This window comes from Kitasatospora sp. NPDC101108, assembly GCF_055584725.1.
On the sequence record NZ_JBVJLM010000007.1, the window covers coordinates 43,081 to 61,517 of the forward strand.

The window sequence follows — 18,437 nt, forward strand, 5'->3', positions numbered from 1 at the left end:
ACGCCGAGAGCGGGACACCGGCCGGAACACCGGCCGGGGCCGCGATCGGACCACGTGATCGAGGAGACCTGGAGAGATGACGATGAACGGTGCGGCGGCGCTCGACGGCAAGGTGGCCCTGGTGACCGGCGGCAGCCGGGGGATCGGGGCGGCGGTCGCGCTGCGGCTGGCCGAGGACGGTGCCGACGTGGCGCTGACCTACCAGGGCTCGGCCGAGCGGGCCGAGGAGGTGGTTGCGAAGATCACCGCGATGGGACGCAACGGCTGGGCCGTGCGCGCCGACAGCGCCGACCCGGAGGCGGTGCACGCCGCGGTCGCCGCCGTCGCCGAACGGTTCGGACGGCTGGACATCCTGGTGAACAACGCGGGGGTCGGCGCCGGCGGGGCGATCGAGGAGGTCGCGACCGAGGAGCTCGACCGGGTGCTGGAGGTCAACGTCCGCGCGCCGTACCTCTACGCCCAGGCGGCGGTGAAGCACCTGACCGAGGGCGGGCGGATCGTCGGCATCGGCAGCTGCATCGCCCAGCGGGTCGTCTTCCCCGGCGCCGCGCTCTACGCGACCAGCAAGGCCGCGCTGATCGGCCTCACCAAGGCGCTGGCCAGGGAGCTCGGCCCGCGCGGGATCACCGTCAACCTGGTCCACCCGGGCCCGATCGACACCGACATGAACCCGGCCGACGGCCCGTCCGCCGAGTTCCAGCGCGGCTTCGTCGCCCTCGGGCGGTACGGCACGGTGGAGGAGGTGGCGGGCGCCGTCTCCTACCTGGTGGGGGAGGACGGCCGGTACGTCACCGGTGCGGAGTTGTCGGTGGACGGCGGTTTCGCCGCTTGACCGTGCCGCTTGACCCTCCCGCCCGGCTCTTCCACCCGGCCCGCCCGCCCGGCTTCCCATCGGACCGGGAGCGGCGGCGGCGTCGGGCCGGGCGGTCGGGTGTCGTGCCCGGCGGTCGTCGGTGCCCGTGCTTACGATCGCCCGGCACGACCCGTGCGCCCCCGACCGAGAGGTGTGCCATGACCGCGGTGGACGACCCGATCGAGCTGCTCGCCCGGGCCCTCGCCCAGACGGCGGGCCTGATCGACGGCACCGGCGTCGAGCTGGCCGGCCACCCGACCCCCTGCCGCTCCTGGGACGTCGGCGACCTGGTCAGCCACCTCCTGTTCGACCTGCGGCAGTTCACCGTGCGGGCCGAGGGCGGGCAGCCGGACCGGTCGCAGTCCTTCGAGCGGGTGGAGGAGGACTGGCTGCACGCCTTCGAGGCCGGCGCGGAACGGCTGGTCACGGCCTGGCGCGCCGCCGGGGACCTCACCGGCACGACGCCGGCCCCCGGCGGCGCCATCCTGCCGGCGCGTTTCCCGGTCGACCAGCAGATCGCCGAATTCGCCGTCCACGCCTGGGACTTGGCACGCGCGACCGGCCAGTCGACCGAGGGGCTGGACCGCGAGGTCGCGCGCGCGGCGCTCGACTGGGCCCGTGGCGCCCTCAGGCCCGAGTACCGCGGTGACGAAGCGGAGCACCGCGCCTTCGGCCCCGAGGTCCCCGCCCCGGCGGGCGCCCCGGTGTACGACCGGCTGGCCGCGTTCTTCGGCCGCGACCCGTCGGCTGCCGTCGAGGACTGACTCCTCGAACTCCCTTTCCTGGTAGCCTTCTTGGTCATGGGGGAGAACGAGAACACGGTGAACGAGAACACGGTGTTGGAGGCGGCGCGCGCGTTTGCCGCGCTGCTGCGGGCCGAGGACTTCGCCGGGGCCGTCGAACTGTTCGCGCCACCGCTGCGGGCCGCCGTCCCGGCCGGTGCGCTGCGGCTCGCCTGGACGACCGAGACCGGCGGACGGGGCGGGGTGACCGCGATCGGGGAACCGGTCGTCCGGCCCGGGGACGAGCCGGTCCGGGTGCACCTTCCGGTGAGCTGCGGGGACGGCGGGTTCACCGTGGTCACCTCGGTCGGTGCGGACGGGCTGCTGCACGGCCTGCGGCTCGATCCCGGCGAGGCCGCCGCCTGGCAGCCGCCGCCGTACGCGGACCCGGCGCGCTTCACCGAGACCGAGGTCCGGCTCGGCGGCGGACCGCTCGCCGTCCCCGGCACGCTCAGCCTGCCGGTCGGCCCGGGGCCCTGGCCCGCCGTGGTGCTGCTCAGCGGCGGCGGCGCCTTCGACCGGGACGGGAGCAGCGGCCCCAACAAGCCGCTCAAGGACCTCGCCTGGGGTCTCGCCAGCCGGCAGGTGGCCGTTCTGCGCTTCGACAAGCCGACCTTCGCCCACCCGGACCGGCTGCCCGCGGACTTCACCGTGGTCGAGGAGTACCTGCCGCCCGCGCTGGCCGCCGTCGAACTGCTCCGCGCCCGGCCGGAGGTCGACCCGCACCGGGTCCACCTGGTCGGCCACAGCATGGGCGGCAAGGTGGCGCCCCGGATCGCCGCCGCCGCGGAACCACCCCTCGCGGGACTGGTGCTGCTGGCGGCGGACGCCCAGCCGATGCACGAGGCGGCCGTCCGGGTCGCCCGCCACCTCGCGGCGCTGACGCCCGGGCCCGGGGCGACGGAGATGGTGGCGGCGCTGGTCCGCCAGGCCGCGGTGGTGGCCGGCCCCGACCTGACCCCGGACACCCCGGCGGAGTCGCTGCCCTTCGGGCTCTCCGCCGCCTACTGGCTGGACCTGCGCGGCTACGACCAGCTGGCCACGGCGGCCGGGCTCGGTCTCCCGATGCTGATCCTCCAGGGCGGGCGGGACTACCAGGTGACCGTCGAGGACGACCTGACGCGCTGGCAGCAGGCGCTCGCGGGCCGGCCCGGGGTGAGCATCCGGATCCACCCGGACCTCAACCACCTCCTCATGCCGGGCACCGGCCCCGCCACCCCGGCCGAGTACGCCCGACCGGGGCACGTGGCGGCCGCGGTGGTGGAGGAGATCGCGGACCGGCTGCTCGGGCGCTGAAGGACTGTGCGCCGATCTGGTCACCCGAGGGCAGGCATGATCGGCGTCGACGGACACCTGGCCGTGCTGGGCGTGGCCAGGCCGTCCGCCCCGTTGTCGGTATGACGGTGAGCCAGGTGTCGTCGTCGCCGCTGCGGGGAACGGCGACTCCGCGTCAGTGCACCTGTCCGCCCGCCGCGGCGCGCTTGATCGCCTCGCGGATGCGCGGGTAGCTGCCGCAGCGGCAGATGTTCTGGATCTGGTCGATGTCCGCGTCCGTCGGGTTCGGGGTGCGGCGCAGCAGGGCGACGGCCGTCATGATCTGACCCGGCTGGCAGAAGCCGCACTGGGCGACGTCGCAGTCGATCCAGGCCTCCTGGACGGGGTGGAGGGTGTCGCCGTCCGCGAGGCCCTCGATGGTGGTGACGGTGCGGCCCTCGCAGTCCTTGACGGGGTGGGTGCAGGGCTGGAACTCCTGGCCGTCGAGGTGGCTGGTGCAGGCCCGGCAGACCCCCACCCCGCAGCCGTACTTGGGGCCGGTGACGCCGAGCTTGTCGCGAAGCACCCAGAGCAGCGGCATGTCGTCCGGGGCGTCGACGGTCACGGGCTGCCCGTTGAGGACGAAGGTGTGGGTGGGCATGGGGAGGCGATGTCCTTGGTTCCGGGCGGTCAGGTGGGTGGCGCTGGGTCAGAAGTTGATCGGGAAGGAGCGCGGGCTGGTGCCGGTCGCCCGGGCGTAGGCGTTGGCGACCGCGGCGGAGGCGGCCGGCACGCCCAGCTCGCCGGCCCCGCCCGGGGCCCCGCTCGGGGGCATCAGGTGGATCTCGACCGTGGGCGGGGTGTTGCGCTGCCGGGCGTAGTGGAAGTCGGCGTAACTTCCTTCCCGGAAGGCGCCGTTGTCGAGGTGGTTGCCGGCCTGGAGGATCACCGAGATGCCGTCGCTCAGGGCGCCGGTCAGCTGGGCCTCCAGGCCGCGGGGGTTGATGACCTGGCCGACGTCGGCGGCGACGACGGCCTTGGTGACCCGGGGGTCGGCCCGGTCGGTGGCGTCGAGTTCGACCAGGTAGGCGGCCCGGCCGCCGTTCTCTTCGTGGTAGCCGACGCCTTGGGCCTGGCCGGCCGGCATCGGACGGCCCCAGCCGCCGGCCTTGGCGACGGTGTCCAGCACGGCCCGTCCGGCGGCGTCGCGCAGCCGGGCACGGCGGAAGGCGACCTCGTCCTGGCCCATCCTGCGGGCGAGTTCGTCCATCATGATCTCGTCGGCGACCCGGACCGTCCCCGAGTAGACCGAGCGCCAGCTGCCGGTGTGCATCTGCAGCGGCAGCTCGGCGAGCAGCTGGGTGGGGGTGCCGACGTCGTACGGGTTCTTCTCGGTGAGCAGGAAGAAGGCCTGGGCCAGGCTGATCCCGGCGACCGAGAGGTTGAACCCGGCACCGGTGAGCGCCTCGCCGAGCCCGTGCGAGAGATCGGTCCGGACGGTGGCGGCGCGGTGCTCCCAGGTGAGCACCTGGCCGAGGCCGTAGGTGGCGCGGATCCGGTGGTGGCTGGCGGGGCGCATCCGGCCGTGGCGCATGTCGTCGTTGCGGGTCCACATCAGCTTGACCGGACGCCCGGCGGCCTTGGAGACCTGGGCGGCCTCCAGGGCGGCGTCGAAGAACAGCCGACGCCCGAAGGAGCCGCCGCCGCGCACCACGTGGACGGTCACGGCGCTCTGCGGCAGGCCGAGTTCGGCGGCGACGGCCTGCTGGGCGATGATCGGGCTCTGCGAGGCGAACCACAGCTCGGCGCGGCCCGGCCGGACGTCGGCGACGGCGGTCAGCACCTCCATCGGGGCGTGGTTGACGAAGGCGAAGTCGAACTCACCGTCCAGGTAGGGGGTGAGCAGCGGCGGCAGCAGGAACGGCGCGTGGGCGGCGCGCAGTTTCGCCCGGACGTCGGCGTCGGACAGGTCGGCGACCGGGCCGGGGTTCCAGGTGGTGCGCAGCGCGTCGCGGGCCTTGAGCGCCTGGTCGAAGGTCTCGGCGAGGACGGCGACGCCGGTGGGGATCTGCACCACGGCGAGCACGCCGGGCATGGCACGGGCGACGGAGGCGTCCAGGGACTTGAGGGTGCCGTTGACAGTGGTCGGACGGGCGACCACGGTGGGCGCGGCGCCCGGGATCCGCAGGTCCCCGGCGTACTCGGCGCGACCGGTGACGATGTCGCGGGCGTCGATGCGGCCGGTCGGCCGGCCCGCCAGGCGGCGCTGGTCGGCGGACTTGGGGGTGGCGGGCACGGCCGGCACGACCACCGAGGCGGCGTCGGCGGCGAGTTCGCCGAAGCCGAGGCGGCGGCCGTCGGGGGCCAGGACGGCGGAGTCGGCGGTGCGCAGTCCGTCCGCCGGAACGTTCCAGCGCCGGGCGGCGGCGGTGACCAGCCGGGCGCGGGCGGCGGCGGCCGCGGCGCGCACCGGGTCGTGGAGCGAGCGCACCGAGTTGGAGCCGCCGGTGAGCTGGTTGAAGAGCAGTTCGGGGCGGCCGTCGGAGAGCGGCACGTCCACGTCGGTGAGCCTGGCGTCGAGCTCGTCGGCGACCAGCACGGCGATCGCGGTGGTCAGGCCCTGGCCGACCTCCAGCCGGGGCAGGTGGAGCGCGGCACGCCCGGTGGGGGTGATTTCGAGCACCAGCAGGTGGGCGGTGGGCAGCCCAGCCAGGATCATCGCGTCGCCGAGGTCGAGGACGTCCGGGATGCCCGGCAGGCCGAGCAACTGCGGGGGCGCGGCGGCGTCCTGGGCGGCCGCGGCGGCGCGGACGGCGGCCTGCGCGGAGGCGGGCGCGGCGGCGTCGAGGCCGAGCCGGGCGGCGACGGTGAGGGTCGGGGCGGCCAGCAGGTAGGTGAGGAAGCGGCGGCGGCCGGTGGCCTCGGCGGGGCCCGCGGTGCCGTCGGGGGCTGCGGCGCCGGCCGCTCCTCCGCCGTCGCCCGGGTGGCCGGCGGAGTCCGAGGGGGCGGTGGAGGTGCTGATGGGAGGAAACCCTTCGAGCGGGAGACGGCGCCGGATCGGGCGGGCACGGACGGCCCCGGCCCCGGTGCCGGATCGCGAACGCCGTTGAGCATAGGAGGGCACTACTGAGGGGTCAACATGGCCAATCTTGGCCCTCCGGCCGGGTGGTGGAGTGCTTCCGTCCGCTTCCGGCGGCGGCGTCGGAGCGGGTACGGACGGCGCTTCGGACGGGCGGGGGAGACCGGTCCGGGGCGGCGCTCCCGGGGCAACGGGTGCTCCTCGTAAGGGAGTTCACGGCTCGCCCGGCGGTGCGGCGGAGGCCGGCCGACGGTGGGCGAGTGGCCCAGGAAAATTCAAGATCATTGGATCTGTCGGCCGGTCCATTCCGCCCCTAGGCTGGGCGGTGCCCCGCTGAGAGCCGCCCCGGACGGTTGTGAACCTCCGGCCCGCGCGCCGCCCGTCCGACAGGAGAGAAGTGCCGAACCAGAGCGCCGCAGGCTTCGCCCTGCTGCCCCCCGCCGGTCCCCAGCGCACCCTCGCCGCAGCCCAGTTGGCGAGCTCGGTGGGCGACGGCGCCTACTACACCTGCTCCGCGCTCTACTTCACCCGGGTCGTCGGGATGTCGCCGACCGCCCTCGGCCTCGGCCTCGCGATCGCCTGGGCGCTCGGCTCGGTGGCGGGCGTGCCGCTCGGCCACCTCGCCGACCGGCGCGGCCCCCGCCGCACCGCCGTGGCCCTCGCCCTCGGCACGGCGGCCGTGGTCGCCGCCCTCCTGGTGGTGCGCTCCTACGGGCTGTTCCTGCTCGCTGTCTGCCTCTACGCCACCGCGCAGTCCGGCCTCACCGCCGCCCGGCAGGCGCTGGTCGCGGGCCTGGTGCCGCGCGCCGAACGGACCGGACTGCTCGCCCACCTGCAGTCAACCCTCAACGGCGGACTCGCCGTTGGAGCCGCCATCGGCGGCATCGCGCTGACCGTCGGCACCCGGAGCGCCTACCTCGCCGCCTTCGCCGTCACCGCGGTCGGCTTCCTGGCCGGGGCGCTGGTGCTCCGGCGGCTGCCCGAAGTCCCGCCCGCGCCACAGGAGTCGGGTACCGGCCCGCGCCTGGCCGTGCTGCGCGACCGCCGCTACGCCGCCGTCACCCTGGTCAACACCGTGCTGCTGCTGCGGATGCCGCTGCTCAGCCTGATCCTGCCGCTGTGGATCGCCCAGCGCGCCTCCGGCCTCGGCTGGCTCGGCTCGGTGCTCTTCGTGCTCAACACCCTGGCCGTGCTGGCCTTCCAGGTCCGGGCGGCCCGCGACGTCAGCGGACTGGACTCGGCGGTCCGGGCGGTGCGCGCCTCCGGGGTGCTGCTGCTCGCCTCCTGCGTGGTCTGCGGACTCTCGGCCCTGACCATGCCGGTCTGGGCGTTCGGCGCGCTGCTGGTCGTCGCGGCCGTGCTCCAGGTGGCCGGCGAGATGCGGCAGTCGGCCGGCTCCTGGCAGCTCGGCTTCGACCTCGCGCCGCCCGAGCGGATCGGCCAGTACCAGGGCTTCTTCGGCACCGGCGTCGCCGTCGCCCGCACCCTCGGGCCGCTGCTGCTCACCGCGCTGCTGCTGGAGGGCGGGCTCGTGGGCTGGCTGGTGCTGGGCGGGGTGTTCCTGGCCGCCGGGTACGCGATGGGACCGGTCGCCCGCTGGGCGGCGCGCGACCGGCAGCCGGCGCCCGTGCCGGTCGTCCCGGCCGCCTAGGGTCCTTCCGACGCCCGGGCGGGCGGCGCGGCCCGGAAGCCTCGCCGGCGGCGGGGCACGGAAAACGGTGGCCCCGGCCCGCCCCCCGCTGGCATGCTGGCCGCGTGGACCGACCCCAGATCTGGCTCGACTTCGCCCCCGAGCTGCACCTCTTCGTCTCCGCGCCCCGACGGGCCGGCCGCACCGCGCTGCGCACCGACGGCACCTCCACCCTCGGTCACGTGGTCGAGTCCCTGGGCGTGCCGCTCACCGAGGTCGGCACCCTGCTGGTGAACGGCAAGCCCGTGCCCGACTCCCACGTTCCGGCCGACACCGAGCACGTCAGCGTCGGGGCGGTGGCCCGGCCCCAGCCCTCGCCCGCCCCGCCGCGCTTCCTGCTGGACGTCCACCTCGGCACCCTCGCCCGCCGACTGCGCCTGCTCGGCATCGACGCCGCGTACGAGAACCCGGACATCGGCGACGCGGCCCTGGCCGCCCGCTCCGCCGCCGAGCAGCGGGTGATGCTCTCCCGCGACCGCGGCCTGCTGCGCCGCCGCGAACTGTGGGCCGGCGCCTACGTCTACAGCCACCGCCCCGCCGAGCAACTGCGCGACGTGCTCTCCCGCTTCGCCCCGCCGCTCGCGCCCTGGAGCCGCTGCACCACCTGCAACGGCGCGCTGCGCACGGTGAGCAAGACCACCGTGCGCGAGCAGCTCCACGACGGCACCGAGCGCTCCTACGACGCCTTCGCCCAGTGCGCCGACTGCGGCCAGGCGTACTGGCGCGGCGCCCACCACGCCCGGCTGGAGTCCATCGTCACCGAGGCCGTGCGTGACTTCGGGGGCGTCCCGGGGTAGTCCGGGACGCTCCGGGGTAGTGGCAGCCCCGGGGCAGCGGCAGCCCGGGATCGGCAGCCCGGGGAGCGGCAGCCCCGAGGAGTGAGGTACTCCGTCACACGAGAGGCCGGGTCGTCGGATGAACGAACAACCCGTACCGCCTGTCCACCAGCCCTTCGAGAGCGCCGGGACCGCTGACGCCCCCGCGGTGACCGCCCCGGACGGCGCCGTGGTCCGCCCGTTGCTGGTGCTGGACGGTCTCGGCAGCCTCGCGGTCTTCGAGCTCGCCCCCGGGCAGGTCACCCACGCGGTGTCGCACGCCACCGTGCAGGAGCTGTGGCAGGTCACCGCGGGCAGCGGCGAACTGTGGCGCCGCCAGGGCGGCCGGGAGGAGACGCTCCGGCTCGCGCCCGGAACCGCGGCGTCGATCCCGCTGGGCACGGCCTTCCAGTTCCGGGCTGACCCGGACGCCGACGGGCCGCTGCGGATCACCGCCGTCACCATGCCGCCCTGGCCGGGCACCGACACCGAGGCGCGCCCCGAGCAGGGCCCCTGGAGGGCGACCGTCCGCTGAGCGGGTGGTCAGAGTCCGACCAGGCCGAGCACCCAGCGGTGGGTGGTGTAGCTGCCCATCCGGGTCGGGTGGCGCTCGACGAGCGTCGCGCTCAGGCCCTCGGCCGTCCGGCTCAGCCCACCGGTGAAACGGTGCTGCTCCTCCGGGGCCAGCGGGAGCAGTTCGGCGAGCACGGCGTCGTCCAGCTCCCGCCCGACCGCGCGCAGCACCCCCGCGTCCAGCACCAGCAGGGTGCCGTCGGGCAGCGCCAGCGGCTCCGGGGCCTGGGGGTCGGTCAGCAGCGGGCCGCGCTCGACCGCTCCGCCGGGCAGCAGCCGCACCACCCGGCTGCCGGTGGGGCGGCGGCGGTCCGTCTCGACCACGCGCAGGCCGTCGCCGACCACGTAGTGGCCGTAGCTGCGCCAGGAGTCGACCACCGCGCCGTCCCGGTCGTGGGCCCGGGTGTCGAAGGCGCCGTAGCCCTCCAGGCCGAGGACGAACCGCCCACCGCCGATCGCCGCCCCGCGCTCGCCGGCCAGCTCGGCGACCGGTGCGCCGTCCGCGAGGTCCAGCAGCAGGGCCGGGCCGAGGTGGCCCCGGGCCGTGTACTCGAAGGAGTCGGTGGTCACCAGCACCCGGTCGGCGGAGAGGTGCGCCGCGTTCGGCCGCCCCGGGCAGGGCCGCCGCCAGCGGACCAGACCGGTCGGGTCGACGCAGCTGAGCTCGCCGTGCCTGCCGTGCACCTCCCACCCGTCCCGCCGGGCCAGCGGCCCCTCCGGGCGGCCCTGCGGACGTCCGCCCGGCGTGCGATGGTGGTGCATGACCGTGACCCGCCAACTCCCCATGGTCCGGATGCTAGCGGCTGACCGTGAACCGCGGGGGCCGTTCCGATGGTGCCCGGGGAGTCCGGACGGCGGACAATCTCCCCACGAGCCGAGGAGGAGGCCACCGGTGGAACCCGCCGAGTTCGACGTGATGATCGAGATCCCGCAGGGGTCGCGGAACAAGTACGTGATGGACTTCGACGCGGGCCGGATCCGCCTCGACCGCACGCTCTTCACCGCCACCCGCTACCCCGCGGACTACGGCTACGTCGAGGGCACCCTCGGCGGCGACGGCGAGCCGCTGGACGCCCTCGTGCTCGGCGGCGAGCCCGCCGTCCCGGGCTGCGTGCTCACCTGCCGGGCGGTCGGCATGTGGGTGATGCGCGACGAGCGCGGCCCCGACCAGAAGATCCTCTGTGTCCCGGCCCACGACCCGCGCTACGCCGCTCTGCAGGACATCGGCGACCTGCGCGAGTACGACCTGCTGGAGATCACCCACTTCTTCCAGGTGTACAAGGACCTCGAACGCGGCAAGTCCGTCCGGGGCTCGCACTGGGCCGGCCGCGAGGCGGCCGGCACCGAGATCGCCGCATCCCGCGCCCGCGCCGAGGGCACCCGCTACTCCCGGGCGGCAGGCACCCGCTTCGCCCATCCGGCCTGACTCCTCCCCCCCCGCCGCCCGGCTGCCCGGCTGCCGGGCGGCCGGGCGGCCGGGCTGCCGGGCGGTCGGGCTGCCGGGTGGTCGGGCTGTCGGGGAGAGGAACCGGGCCCGCGCCGCCGGTGCTCAGAGCCGGGCGCTGCCCAGGATGGCGCGGACCTCGTCGGAGATCGCGGCCTCGTTGTGCTCGAACTCCGGTGAGGTGACCTGGTCCTGCTGGTCCGGCAGACCGGTGAGGACGGGGGTGTGGAGGTGACCGCCGGGCAGGTCGGGGTCGAGGGTGAGGCGGAGGCGGTTGGAGCGGTAGGCGACCTCGTTGGAGAGGTAGCCCCCGCCGCCCCCGGCGACGGCCCGGGAGCCGGGGGTGGGGCCGTCGGTGCGCCGGACCGGGGCGGTGGCGCCGGCGGGGATCTCGACGACCGGGGTGTTGAGCAGGACGGGGTACGGCTGCTGGACGGCCGTCATGGCGTCGGTGGGCAGGGTGGTGCGGATGAACTGCGGGCCGGCGGCCAGGCCCGGGGCGTCCACCGGGTGGGTCGTGGTGCCGCCGGAGAGCGCGCCGACGTTGTCGGTGGCCGGGTCGGCGGAGCGGGCGCGCCCGGCCCAGGCCTCCAGGGTGAACATGCCGGGGTAACCCTGGCTGATGCTGGTGATCAGGTCGGCGGACTGCGGGCCGCCGGGCCGCAGGTGGGGGCCGAAGGCGCGCTCCACGATGCCGTCGTCGAAGTCCCCGTAGCGCACCGGCAGGACGACCGCCCGCACCTCGGCGGTGCTGCCGTCGGCCAGGGTGATCCGCCGGCCGTCCAGTTGGAGGACGGCCGCGCCGGAGGGATTGGCCCGGCGCGGCTCGGTGTCCAGGCCGTACGGGTCGAAGCCGCTGACGAAGATCCGCCGGATGCCGGAGCCGGAGTCGGGGCCGGACTCGTCGCCGAAGCCGTCGTCCAGGCCGCGGGAGGCGTCCTCGAAGCGGGCCCGGAGCTCGGCGTGGTCGACGTCGAACCCGGGCTGCCAGCGGGCGAGTTGGACGGTCATGGCGAGCCGGGCCCAGTACAGCGGACGGTCGTCGAGGGCGGGCAGCTCGCCGGCGGGCCGGCGGCCCTGGGCGCGGTCGAGGCCGGCCTGCCAGAGCCTGCGGCCCCAGGCGTCCACCACCCGCTGGGCGCGGTGGGCGGTGCGGGCGGAGCAGAGCGCGGTGGGGAAGCCGTGGAGCAGCTCGTCGAGGCCGGAGCGCTCGGTGAAGACGGCGGTCCGGGGGTCCTGGAGCCTGGCCTGTTCGGCGTCCAGCGGCGCGGTGGTGACGGTCCGGCAGCCCGCCGGTGCGGCCTGGGCGGCGGCCGGGGCGATCAGGGCGGCGAGGGTCCCGGCGAGGGCGGTGGCCGTGGCGGCGGCCCGGCCGAAGGCGCGTCCGGTGGCACGTCCGGCAGCACGTGCGGTGCGGTCGGCGGCGTGGCGAGTGTTTGTCATGAACGCCGACAATAGGTGCGGCACTGACGCCCCGCCAGAGTGCCTTCCCCCGCCCCGTAGGCTGACCGCGTGACACCCCTCGACCCGACCGTGAAGTCCCTGCTCACCGACCCCTACCGCGCCTACGCCGAACTGCGCGCCGAGGCGCCCGTCCGGCGGATCGCCGGCCCGGACGGACTGCCCGTCTGGCTGGTGACCCGCTACCCGGACGTCCGCCAGGCCCTCACCGACCCCCGCCTCGCCCTCGACCGGGCGCACGCCGCGCCCGGCAACTACCGGGGCTTCGCGCTGCCGCCCGCGCTGGACGCCAACCTGCTCAACATGGACCCGCCGGACCACACCCGGATCCGCCGCCTGGTCGCCCAGGCCTTCACCCCGCGCCGGGTGGCCGCCCTGCACGCGCCGATCGAGCGCGTCGCCGAGCAACTCCTCGACGCCGTCGAGGACACCGCCGGGCCGAGCCGCCGCGCCGACCTGCTCGCGAGCTACGCCGCGCCGCTGCCGATCACCGTCATCTGCGACCTGCTCGGCGTCCCCGAGGACGACCGGCACGACTTCCGGGCCTGGACCGACACCCTGATCACCCCGGACCCGGACCGCCCCGAGCAGGCCCGCGACGCCGTAGGGGCAATGCTCGCCTTCTTCACCGGCCTGATCGAGCGCAAGCGCGCCGAGCCGGCCGACGACCTGCTCTCCGACCTGATCGCCGTCCGGGACGAGCAGGACCGGTTGAGCGAGGAGGAACTGACCTCGCTCGCCTTCGTCATCCTCTTCGGCGGCTACGAGAACACCGTCCACCTCATCGCCAACGCCGTCCTCGCCCTGCTCACCCACCCCGAGCAGCTCGCCGCCCTGCGCGCCGAACCGGAGCTGATCACCGGCGCCGTCGAGGAGTTCGCCCGCTTCGACGGACCGGCCCCGCTGGCCATCCGCCGATTCCCGCGCGAGGACGTCACCATCGGAGGCGTCAGCATCCCGGCGGGGGAGACGGTGCTGCTCTCGCTCGCCTCCGCCACCGCGACCCCGAGCAGTTCGGCGACCCCGACCGGCTCGACCTGCGCCGCCGGGAGAACGGCCACCTCGCGCTCGGCCACGGCATCCACTACTGCCTGGGCGCCCCGCTGGCCCGGATGGAGACCGCGCTCGCGCTCACCGCCCTGCTGCGCCGCTTCCCCGCGCTGGCCCTGGACGTCCCGGCCGAGCGGCTGCGCCACCGGCCCACCATGAGGGCCCGTGGCCTGCTGGAACTCCCCGTCCGGTTCTGATCGGGACACCGGGAACCGGCGTGGCATCTACAGCGTTGTCGTGGTCGAACAGCGTGATTCGGACGGTGGTGGAGGAAACCCCATGAGTGTGGCCCTGACGAAGGGCGGCAACGTCTCCCTGAACCGGCAGGCGCCCGGCGTGCGGTCCGTCAGGGTCTGCCTCGGCTGGACGGCCGGCCCCGGGTACGACCTGGACGCCAGCGCCCTGCTCTGCGGGGCGTCCGGGAAGGTCCTCACGGACCAGCACTTCGTCTTCTTCAACAACCTGCAGAGCCCGGACGGCGCGGTGCGCCACCTCGGCGCGGACGGCGGGGGCGAGGACCGGGAGCGGATCGAGGTCCGGCTCGCGGACGTCTCGGCCGACGTCCAGAAGGTCGTCTTCGCGGTGGCGATCTACGACGCGGCGCAGCGCCGGCAGACCTTCGGGCAGGTGCGCGGCGCGTACGTCCGGCTCACCGACGCGGACGGCGGCGCCGAGGTGGCCCGTTACGACGTGACGCCGGAGGCGGGCAGCGAGACGGCGATGGTGTTCGGCGAGCTCTACCGGAACGGCGCGGACTGGAAGTTCCGCGCCGTCGGCCAGGGCTACGCCTCGGGGCTCGCGGGCATCGCCACCGACTTCGGTGTCGACGTCCTCCAGCCGGCCCCGGCCGCCCCCTCGGCCCCGGCGTCGGCCCAGGCGCCTCCGCCCCCGATGCCGGCGGCCGCGCCCGCCGCCGTCGTTCCCACGGTTCCGAAGACCCAGCCAGTACCAGGGAGTTCCCCCGTGACGTGTTTCTTCGACCCCACCCACGGCGTCGGCTCGGCCGTGGTGCTGTGGCAGCCGCAGTGGGGCGTGCCGCGCCAGGTCGAGGCCTGCGCCGCCTGCGCCCAGCGGGTGCAGACCACCGTCCCGCCGTTCTACACCCCGCCGCAGGCGGGCTACCCGCAGCAGCAGGTCCAGCCGCAGGTGCCCGCCCAGCAGCACCAGGACCAGGGCGGCCGCCGCTTCGGCACCGGTGCCGTGCTCGGCGCCGGTGCGGCGGGCCTGGTCGGCGGCATGCTGCTCAACGAGGCGCTGAGCGACGACGAGCCCCAGGTGGTCGTCAACAACTACTACGAGGACGACGACTCGTTCTTCTAGGCCGTCGCCGCTCTTCCTCCCGCCGTCCTCCTCCCGCCGTCCTCCTCCCGCCGTCCGCCACCGGCCGGAACCGCTGTCCGGGTTCCGGCCGGTCCGGTCAGCCGACGACGACCGCCATCTGCCCGTAGGTGGCGTAACCGTCGGCGAAGTCCTGCTCGGAGACCGTCGTGCGGCCGCGCGCCGGGTCGTTGACCGACACCCGGCCGTCGCTGAACCCGGTGACGACGACGGTGTGTTCGGCGGGCCCCGCGTACGGGATGATCCGGCCGTCGTACGCCGTGTACGGGGTGGTCGCGAGGTGCCGCCAGAGGTAGTCCACCCAGACGATCGCCGGGTGGCCGGCGGCCAGTTCGTCCTTCAGCTGCTGGACGGAGACGCCTGCGCCGTCCTGGCGCACGGTGAGCCCGTAGGAGCGGGCGGCCCCGGCGACCGGCGGGGAGTACACGCCGTACCCGGTGCCGTCCGTCTCGGAGCCGTTCGGGTCGCCGACGAACGCCCGGTAGGGATCGCCGGACCGCGGGCCGGAGTGGCCGAACTCGGGGTGCTCCCGGTCGACGCCGATCCGGTCCAGGATCTGCTGGTCGTCCGCCTGCACCCCCCGCGAGGCGAGGACCATCCGCAGGGCGGCGGCCTCGCAGTCGTTGTCGAGCTGCTGGTGGTAGTAGGGGACGCTGGCGGTCCTGGGGGCGGCCTGTACGGGGCCGGCGCCCGCGGCCAGGGCCGCGGCGGTCAGGACGGCGAGCCAGGGCGCTCGCGCTCGTGCGGTGGTCGTCATGGCCACTGACGCTACGAAGGCCGGTTGCGCTCCGCAGCCGGTGGGCGGCGAACAGGTGACGGAACGTGCGCGGCGGCGTCCCGGTGGAGCTGACCCGGTGTCGGCCGCTGTCGGCGCGGTGCGCCGGGGCGACGTCATCGCACCGCTCTGACCGGGGAAGACGCACCCGATGACGAGAACGACGAGGACGGACCCTCACGCCGTCCCTCAAGAGCCCGAACGGCCGCACCGCGCACCCGCGTTGTGCGGCCGTTCGGGCTCTTGAGGGCCGTGCGACCGCGTCCGCTCAGGCCTCCTGCCGCCGGTACGCCCCCGCGCGGGCGGCGGCCTCGGCGGCGGCCGCCGCACGGTCGGCGGCCGGCTCGTCGAGCGGCTCGGCGGTGGTGAGCATCCGGTAGTAGAGCGGTGCCGAGACGGCCCGGATCACCTCGAACGGGTCGGTGTCGGACGGGAGTTCGCCGCGTTCGACGGCCTCGGTGACGCACGGCGCCCACTCCTCGACCCGGCGCCGGTAGAAGTGGCGCAGGGCCTCGGCCGTCCCCGGATCGCCGTTGGCCGCCACGATGACGGCACGGAACAGCGCGCCCTGCCGGGGGTCGGCCAGGGTGCGCTGGACCAGTCGGGCGTTGGCCCGCAGGTCCTCGGCGAGCGACCCGCTGCGCGAACGCGGCAGTGACTGCTCGGCCATGTCGGCGAGCAGGTCGGCGACCAGGGCGGTGGTACTGCCCCAGCGGCGGTAGACGGTGGTCCGGCCGACCTCGGCCCGCTGGGCGAGGTCGCCGAGGTCGAGGCCACCGAAGCCGTGCTCGACCAGGGCGTCCTCGGCGGCCCGCAGGACGGCGGCGCGGATCCGGGCGGTACGGCCGCCGGGGCGGACGCTCCCGGGCGCACCGGTTGCCCCGGGCGCGGCGGGGTCGGCGGGCTCGACGGGTTCAACCGGCTCGACAGCCATTAACGGGATTCCTGTTCCATTAGTCGGACGGAGTCTGCTAGCTTCGAGACATTCTAACGGAACGGGAGTCCCATTAGTGGCTCCGAGGGGAGAACGGTCATGGCAGCCACCATGGAATCGAACGGCATGGAGTACCGCCGGCTCGGCGCATCCGGACTCAAGGTCCCCGCGCTCAGCCTCGGCACCGGCACCTTCGGCGGCCGCGGCCCGCTGTTCGGCGCCTGGGGCACCACCGGCGTCCAGGAGGCCCGCCGCCTGCTCGACATCGCCATCGACGCCGGGGTCACCCTCTTCGACACCGCCGACGTCTACTCCGACGGCGCCTCCGAGGAGGTGCTCGGCCAGGCCGTCCGCGGCCGCCGCGACCAGGTGCTGATCTCCACCAAGGCCGGACTGCCGGTCGGCGACGGCCCGCAGGACGCCGGTACGTCCCGCGCCCGGCTCGTCCGGTCGGTGGACGACGCGCTGCGCCGCCTCGGCACCGACTACCTCGACCTGTTCCAGCTGCACGCCTACGACGCCGCCACCCCGATCGAGGAGGTGCTGGCCACCCTGGAGGACCTGGTCCGCGCGGGCAAGATCCGCTACACCGGCGTCTCCAACTTCTCCGGCTGGCAGCTGATGAAGTCCCTGGCCCTCGCCGACCGCCACGGCCGCCCCCGCTACGCCGCCCACCAGGTCTACTACTCGCTGGTCGGCCGCGACTACGAGTGGGAGTTGATGCCGCTCGCCCGGCAGGAGGGTGTCGGCGCCCTGGTGTGGAGCCCGCTCGGCTGGGGCCGTCTCACCGGGCGGATCCGGCGCGGCCAGGCCCTCCCGGCCGGCAGCCGGCTGCACGACACCGCCGACTACGGGCCGCCGGTCGAGGACGAGCTGCTGTACCGGGTGGTCGACGCCCTGGACGAGGTCGCGGCGGAGACCGGCCGCACCGTCCCCCAGGTGGCCATCAACTGGCTGCTGCGCCGCCCGACCGTCTCTTCGGTCATCCTCGGCGCCCGCAACGAGGAGCAGCTCCGGCAGAACCTCGGCGCCGTCGGCTGGTCGCTGACGGAGGACCAGGTCGCCCGGCTGGACGCGGCCGGCGCCCGCACCGCGCCGTACCCGTACTTCCCGTACCGCCGCCAGGCCGCCTTCGCCCGGCTCGACCCGCCGCTGGCCGGTTGACCTGCCGCTGGCCGGTTGACCTGCCGCCGGCCCGTTGACCTGCCCGGGGTTCCGGCGCCCGCTCAGGCGGTGACCTTGGCGACGAAGGCGGCGAGGTTGTCGACGGTGCGCCGGATCTTCTCCTCCAGGGTGAGCGACTCGTGGAGCCGGGTGCCGACCTCCCGCTTGCCGCGCACGTAGAGCGAGCAGGCGAGGTCGGAGCACATGTAGGCGCCGACGGAGTTGCCCTGCTTCCCGGCCTTCCCGGCCAGCGGCGCGACCATCAGCGAGACGCCACCCGTGTGGGTGGTCACGCAGAGCGAGCACATGCTGCGCCGGGCCTGCCAGGAGGTGGCACCGGAGGACCGCAGGGCGACGGCGACGGGACGGCCCTCCAGCTCGGCCGCGAGGTAGGCGCGATCGGGGGCCTGGGGGTCGCGCCAGCCGAGGAAGTCCAGGTCGTCCCACGGGAGTTCGGTCAGGTCGCGGGGCACGTGCAGCCGTTTCGCCTCGCCCTTGCTGCAGTTCACGAAGGCGGAGCGGATCTCTTGTTCGGTCATCGGCTTCATAGGAAGCAACGTAAATTACCTAGGAGGATTAGGCAAACGTATAATGGCTTCAGGCGATCGAAGGGAAGCCCATGGCACGCGTAGGACTGAACGCGGAACGACTCACCCGGGCGGGAGCCGAACTGGCCGACGAGGTCGGCTTCGACAAGGTCACGGTCTCCGCGCTCGCGCGGCACTTCGGGGTCAAGGACGCGAGCCTGTACTCGCACGTCCGCAACTCCCAGGACCTCAAGACCCGGATCGCCCTGCTCGCCCTGGAGGAACTCGCCGACCGGGTCTCCGCCGCCCTGGCCGGACGCGCGGGCAAGGACGCCCTGGCCGCCTTCGCCAACGCCTACCGCGACTACGCCCGCGAGCACCCCGGCCGTTACGCCGCCGCGCAGCTGGAGCTCGACCACGAGACGGCGCTCAACAGCGCCGCCGTCCGGCACTCCCGGATGACCCGCGCGATCCTGCGCGGCTACGACCTCGCGGAGCCGGACGAGACCGACGCGGTCCGCCTGCTCGGCAGCACCTTCCACGGCTACGTGGCCCTGGAGCGGGCGGGAAGCTTCCAGCACACCCCGCGCACCACCGAGGAGACCTGGGCGCGCGTCCTCGACGCCCTCGACGCCCTGCTGCGCAACTGGCCGAAGGCCTGACACGGGTGCCGGGCGGCGGGGCCGCCGCCGGTGGCC

Annotated in this window: 17 protein-coding genes and 1 pseudogene; 11 read left to right on the forward strand and 7 right to left on the reverse strand. The window is 75.0% G+C overall.

Features of this window, described 5'->3' with window-relative positions; genetic code table 11:
- Nucleotides 1–76: 76 nt before the first annotated feature.
- From ACZ6Z8_RS17430 to ACZ6Z8_RS17440, 3 genes are all read left to right on the forward strand, one after another.
- Nucleotides 77–832: an SDR family NAD(P)-dependent oxidoreductase gene (locus ACZ6Z8_RS17430; protein WP_465610618.1), complete on the forward strand. Its 756-nt coding sequence runs from the start codon at nt 77–79 to the stop codon at nt 830–832.
- A 179-nt stretch (nt 833–1,011) separates the two neighbouring features.
- Nucleotides 1,012–1,617: a TIGR03086 family metal-binding protein gene (locus ACZ6Z8_RS17435; protein ID WP_465610620.1), complete on the forward strand. Its 606-nt coding sequence runs from the start codon at nt 1,012–1,014 to the stop codon at nt 1,615–1,617.
- A gap of 36 nt (nt 1,618–1,653) precedes the next feature.
- A complete protein-coding gene (locus tag ACZ6Z8_RS17440; protein ID WP_465610622.1) occupies nt 1,654–2,931 on the forward strand; it encodes an alpha/beta hydrolase family protein in 1,278 nt (425 codons plus the stop codon).
- Nucleotides 2,932–3,085: 154 nt separating this feature from the next.
- Here the strand turns inward: ACZ6Z8_RS17440 and ACZ6Z8_RS17445 are convergent, their stop codons facing one another.
- Nucleotides 3,086–3,550, reverse strand: a complete 465-nt coding sequence (locus tag ACZ6Z8_RS17445) for a (2Fe-2S)-binding protein (protein WP_465610624.1) — start codon at nt 3,548–3,550, stop codon at nt 3,086–3,088.
- A 48-nt stretch (nt 3,551–3,598) separates the two neighbouring features.
- Nucleotides 3,599–6,013 carry a xanthine dehydrogenase family protein molybdopterin-binding subunit gene (locus tag ACZ6Z8_RS17450; protein WP_465610626.1) on the reverse strand — a complete coding sequence of 805 codons (2,415 nt, stop codon included), beginning with the start codon at nt 6,011–6,013 and terminating at the stop codon, nt 3,599–3,601.
- A 352-nt stretch (nt 6,014–6,365) separates the two neighbouring features.
- Between ACZ6Z8_RS17450 and ACZ6Z8_RS17455 the strand changes: the two genes are divergently transcribed.
- The 3 genes from ACZ6Z8_RS17455 to ACZ6Z8_RS17465 all read left to right on the forward strand — a co-directional run bounded on the left by ACZ6Z8_RS17455 (nt 6,366) and on the right by ACZ6Z8_RS17465 (nt 9,008).
- Nucleotides 6,366–7,619 carry an MFS transporter gene (locus tag ACZ6Z8_RS17455; protein WP_465610628.1) on the forward strand — a complete coding sequence of 418 codons (1,254 nt, stop codon included), beginning with the start codon at nt 6,366–6,368 and terminating at the stop codon, nt 7,617–7,619.
- A 104-nt stretch (nt 7,620–7,723) separates the two neighbouring features.
- Nucleotides 7,724–8,455 (forward strand): Mut7-C RNAse domain-containing protein, encoded by a 732-nt coding sequence (locus ACZ6Z8_RS17460; protein ID WP_465610630.1) that lies wholly within the window; start codon nt 7,724–7,726, stop codon nt 8,453–8,455.
- A 118-nt stretch (nt 8,456–8,573) separates the two neighbouring features.
- A complete protein-coding gene (locus tag ACZ6Z8_RS17465; RefSeq protein ID WP_465610632.1) occupies nt 8,574–9,008 on the forward strand; it encodes a cupin domain-containing protein in 435 nt (144 codons plus the stop codon).
- Nucleotides 9,009–9,016: 8 nt separating this feature from the next.
- Here the strand turns inward: ACZ6Z8_RS17465 and ACZ6Z8_RS17470 are convergent, their stop codons facing one another.
- Complete coding sequence (locus ACZ6Z8_RS17470; protein WP_465610634.1) at nt 9,017–9,832, reverse strand: hypothetical protein; 816 nt, start codon at nt 9,830–9,832, stop codon at nt 9,017–9,019.
- A gap of 130 nt (nt 9,833–9,962) precedes the next feature.
- Between ACZ6Z8_RS17470 and ACZ6Z8_RS17475 the strand changes: the two genes are divergently transcribed.
- Nucleotides 9,963–10,472, forward strand: a complete 510-nt coding sequence (locus tag ACZ6Z8_RS17475) for an inorganic diphosphatase (protein WP_465611119.1) — start codon at nt 9,963–9,965, stop codon at nt 10,470–10,472.
- A 123-nt stretch (nt 10,473–10,595) separates the two neighbouring features.
- Here the strand turns inward: ACZ6Z8_RS17475 and ACZ6Z8_RS17480 are convergent, their stop codons facing one another.
- Nucleotides 10,596–11,933 (reverse strand): pyroglutamyl-peptidase I, encoded by a 1,338-nt coding sequence (locus ACZ6Z8_RS17480; RefSeq protein WP_465610636.1) that lies wholly within the window; start codon nt 11,931–11,933, stop codon nt 10,596–10,598.
- A gap of 69 nt (nt 11,934–12,002) precedes the next feature.
- Between ACZ6Z8_RS17480 and ACZ6Z8_RS17485 the strand changes: the two are divergent.
- Nucleotides 12,003–13,198 (forward strand): annotated as a pseudogene (locus tag ACZ6Z8_RS17485) (cytochrome P450 family protein).
- An 82-nt stretch (nt 13,199–13,280) separates the two neighbouring features.
- On the forward strand, nt 13,281–14,321 hold the full coding sequence (locus ACZ6Z8_RS17490; protein ID WP_465610638.1) for a TerD family protein: 1,041 nt from the start codon (nt 13,281–13,283) through the stop codon (nt 14,319–14,321).
- A gap of 97 nt (nt 14,322–14,418) precedes the next feature.
- Here the strand turns inward: ACZ6Z8_RS17490 and ACZ6Z8_RS17495 are convergent, their stop codons facing one another.
- On the reverse strand, nt 14,419–15,096 hold the full coding sequence (locus ACZ6Z8_RS17495) for a C39 family peptidase (protein ID WP_465610640.1): 678 nt from the start codon (nt 15,094–15,096) through the stop codon (nt 14,419–14,421).
- 286 nt (nt 15,097–15,382) lie between these two features.
- Nucleotides 15,383–16,048 (reverse strand): TetR/AcrR family transcriptional regulator, encoded by a 666-nt coding sequence (locus tag ACZ6Z8_RS17500; protein ID WP_465610642.1) that lies wholly within the window; start codon nt 16,046–16,048, stop codon nt 15,383–15,385.
- 126 nt (nt 16,049–16,174) lie between these two features.
- Between ACZ6Z8_RS17500 and ACZ6Z8_RS17505 the strand changes: the two genes are divergently transcribed.
- A complete protein-coding gene (locus tag ACZ6Z8_RS17505) occupies nt 16,175–17,212 on the forward strand; it encodes an aldo/keto reductase (RefSeq protein ID WP_465611121.1) in 1,038 nt (345 codons plus the stop codon).
- A 62-nt stretch (nt 17,213–17,274) separates the two neighbouring features.
- Here ACZ6Z8_RS17505 and ACZ6Z8_RS17510 read toward each other — a convergent pair whose 3' ends face one another.
- A complete protein-coding gene (locus tag ACZ6Z8_RS17510) occupies nt 17,275–17,760 on the reverse strand; it encodes an FBP domain-containing protein (RefSeq protein ID WP_465610644.1) in 486 nt (161 codons plus the stop codon).
- A gap of 71 nt (nt 17,761–17,831) precedes the next feature.
- Here ACZ6Z8_RS17510 and ACZ6Z8_RS17515 point away from each other — a divergent pair, with 71 nt between their 5' ends.
- A complete protein-coding gene (locus tag ACZ6Z8_RS17515; protein ID WP_465610646.1) occupies nt 17,832–18,401 on the forward strand; it encodes a TetR/AcrR family transcriptional regulator in 570 nt (189 codons plus the stop codon).
- The last annotated feature ends 36 nt before the right edge of the window (nt 18,402–18,437 follow it).

Coding starts and splice junctions, on each gene's coding strand:
- ACZ6Z8_RS17445 (WP_465610624.1), bottom strand. CDS start 3,550: ATGCCCACCCACACCTTCGTCCTCAACGGGCAGCCCGTGACCGTCGAC.
- ACZ6Z8_RS17465 (WP_465610632.1), top strand. CDS start 8,574: ATGAACGAACAACCCGTACCGCCTGTCCACCAGCCCTTCGAGAGCGCC.
- ACZ6Z8_RS17515 (WP_465610646.1), top strand. CDS start 17,832: ATGGCACGCGTAGGACTGAACGCGGAACGACTCACCCGGGCGGGAGCC.
- ACZ6Z8_RS17490 (WP_465610638.1), top strand. CDS start 13,281: ATGAGTGTGGCCCTGACGAAGGGCGGCAACGTCTCCCTGAACCGGCAG.
- ACZ6Z8_RS17440 (WP_465610622.1), top strand. CDS start 1,654: ATGGGGGAGAACGAGAACACGGTGAACGAGAACACGGTGTTGGAGGCG.
- ACZ6Z8_RS17430 (WP_465610618.1), top strand. CDS start 77: ATGACGATGAACGGTGCGGCGGCGCTCGACGGCAAGGTGGCCCTGGTG.
- ACZ6Z8_RS17505 (WP_465611121.1), top strand. CDS start 16,175: ATGGAGTACCGCCGGCTCGGCGCATCCGGACTCAAGGTCCCCGCGCTC.
- ACZ6Z8_RS17475 (WP_465611119.1), top strand. CDS start 9,963: ATGATCGAGATCCCGCAGGGGTCGCGGAACAAGTACGTGATGGACTTC.
- ACZ6Z8_RS17510 (WP_465610644.1), bottom strand. CDS start 17,760: ATGAAGCCGATGACCGAACAAGAGATCCGCTCCGCCTTCGTGAACTGC.
- ACZ6Z8_RS17480 (WP_465610636.1), bottom strand. CDS start 11,933: ATGACAAACACTCGCCACGCCGCCGACCGCACCGCACGTGCTGCCGGA.
- ACZ6Z8_RS17500 (WP_465610642.1), bottom strand. CDS start 16,048: ATGGCTGTCGAGCCGGTTGAACCCGTCGAGCCCGCCGACCCCGCCGCG.
- ACZ6Z8_RS17470 (WP_465610634.1), bottom strand. CDS start 9,832: ATGGGGAGTTGGCGGGTCACGGTCATGCACCACCATCGCACGCCGGGC.
- ACZ6Z8_RS17435 (WP_465610620.1), top strand. CDS start 1,012: ATGACCGCGGTGGACGACCCGATCGAGCTGCTCGCCCGGGCCCTCGCC.
- ACZ6Z8_RS17495 (WP_465610640.1), bottom strand. CDS start 15,096: ATGACGACCACCGCACGAGCGCGAGCGCCCTGGCTCGCCGTCCTGACC.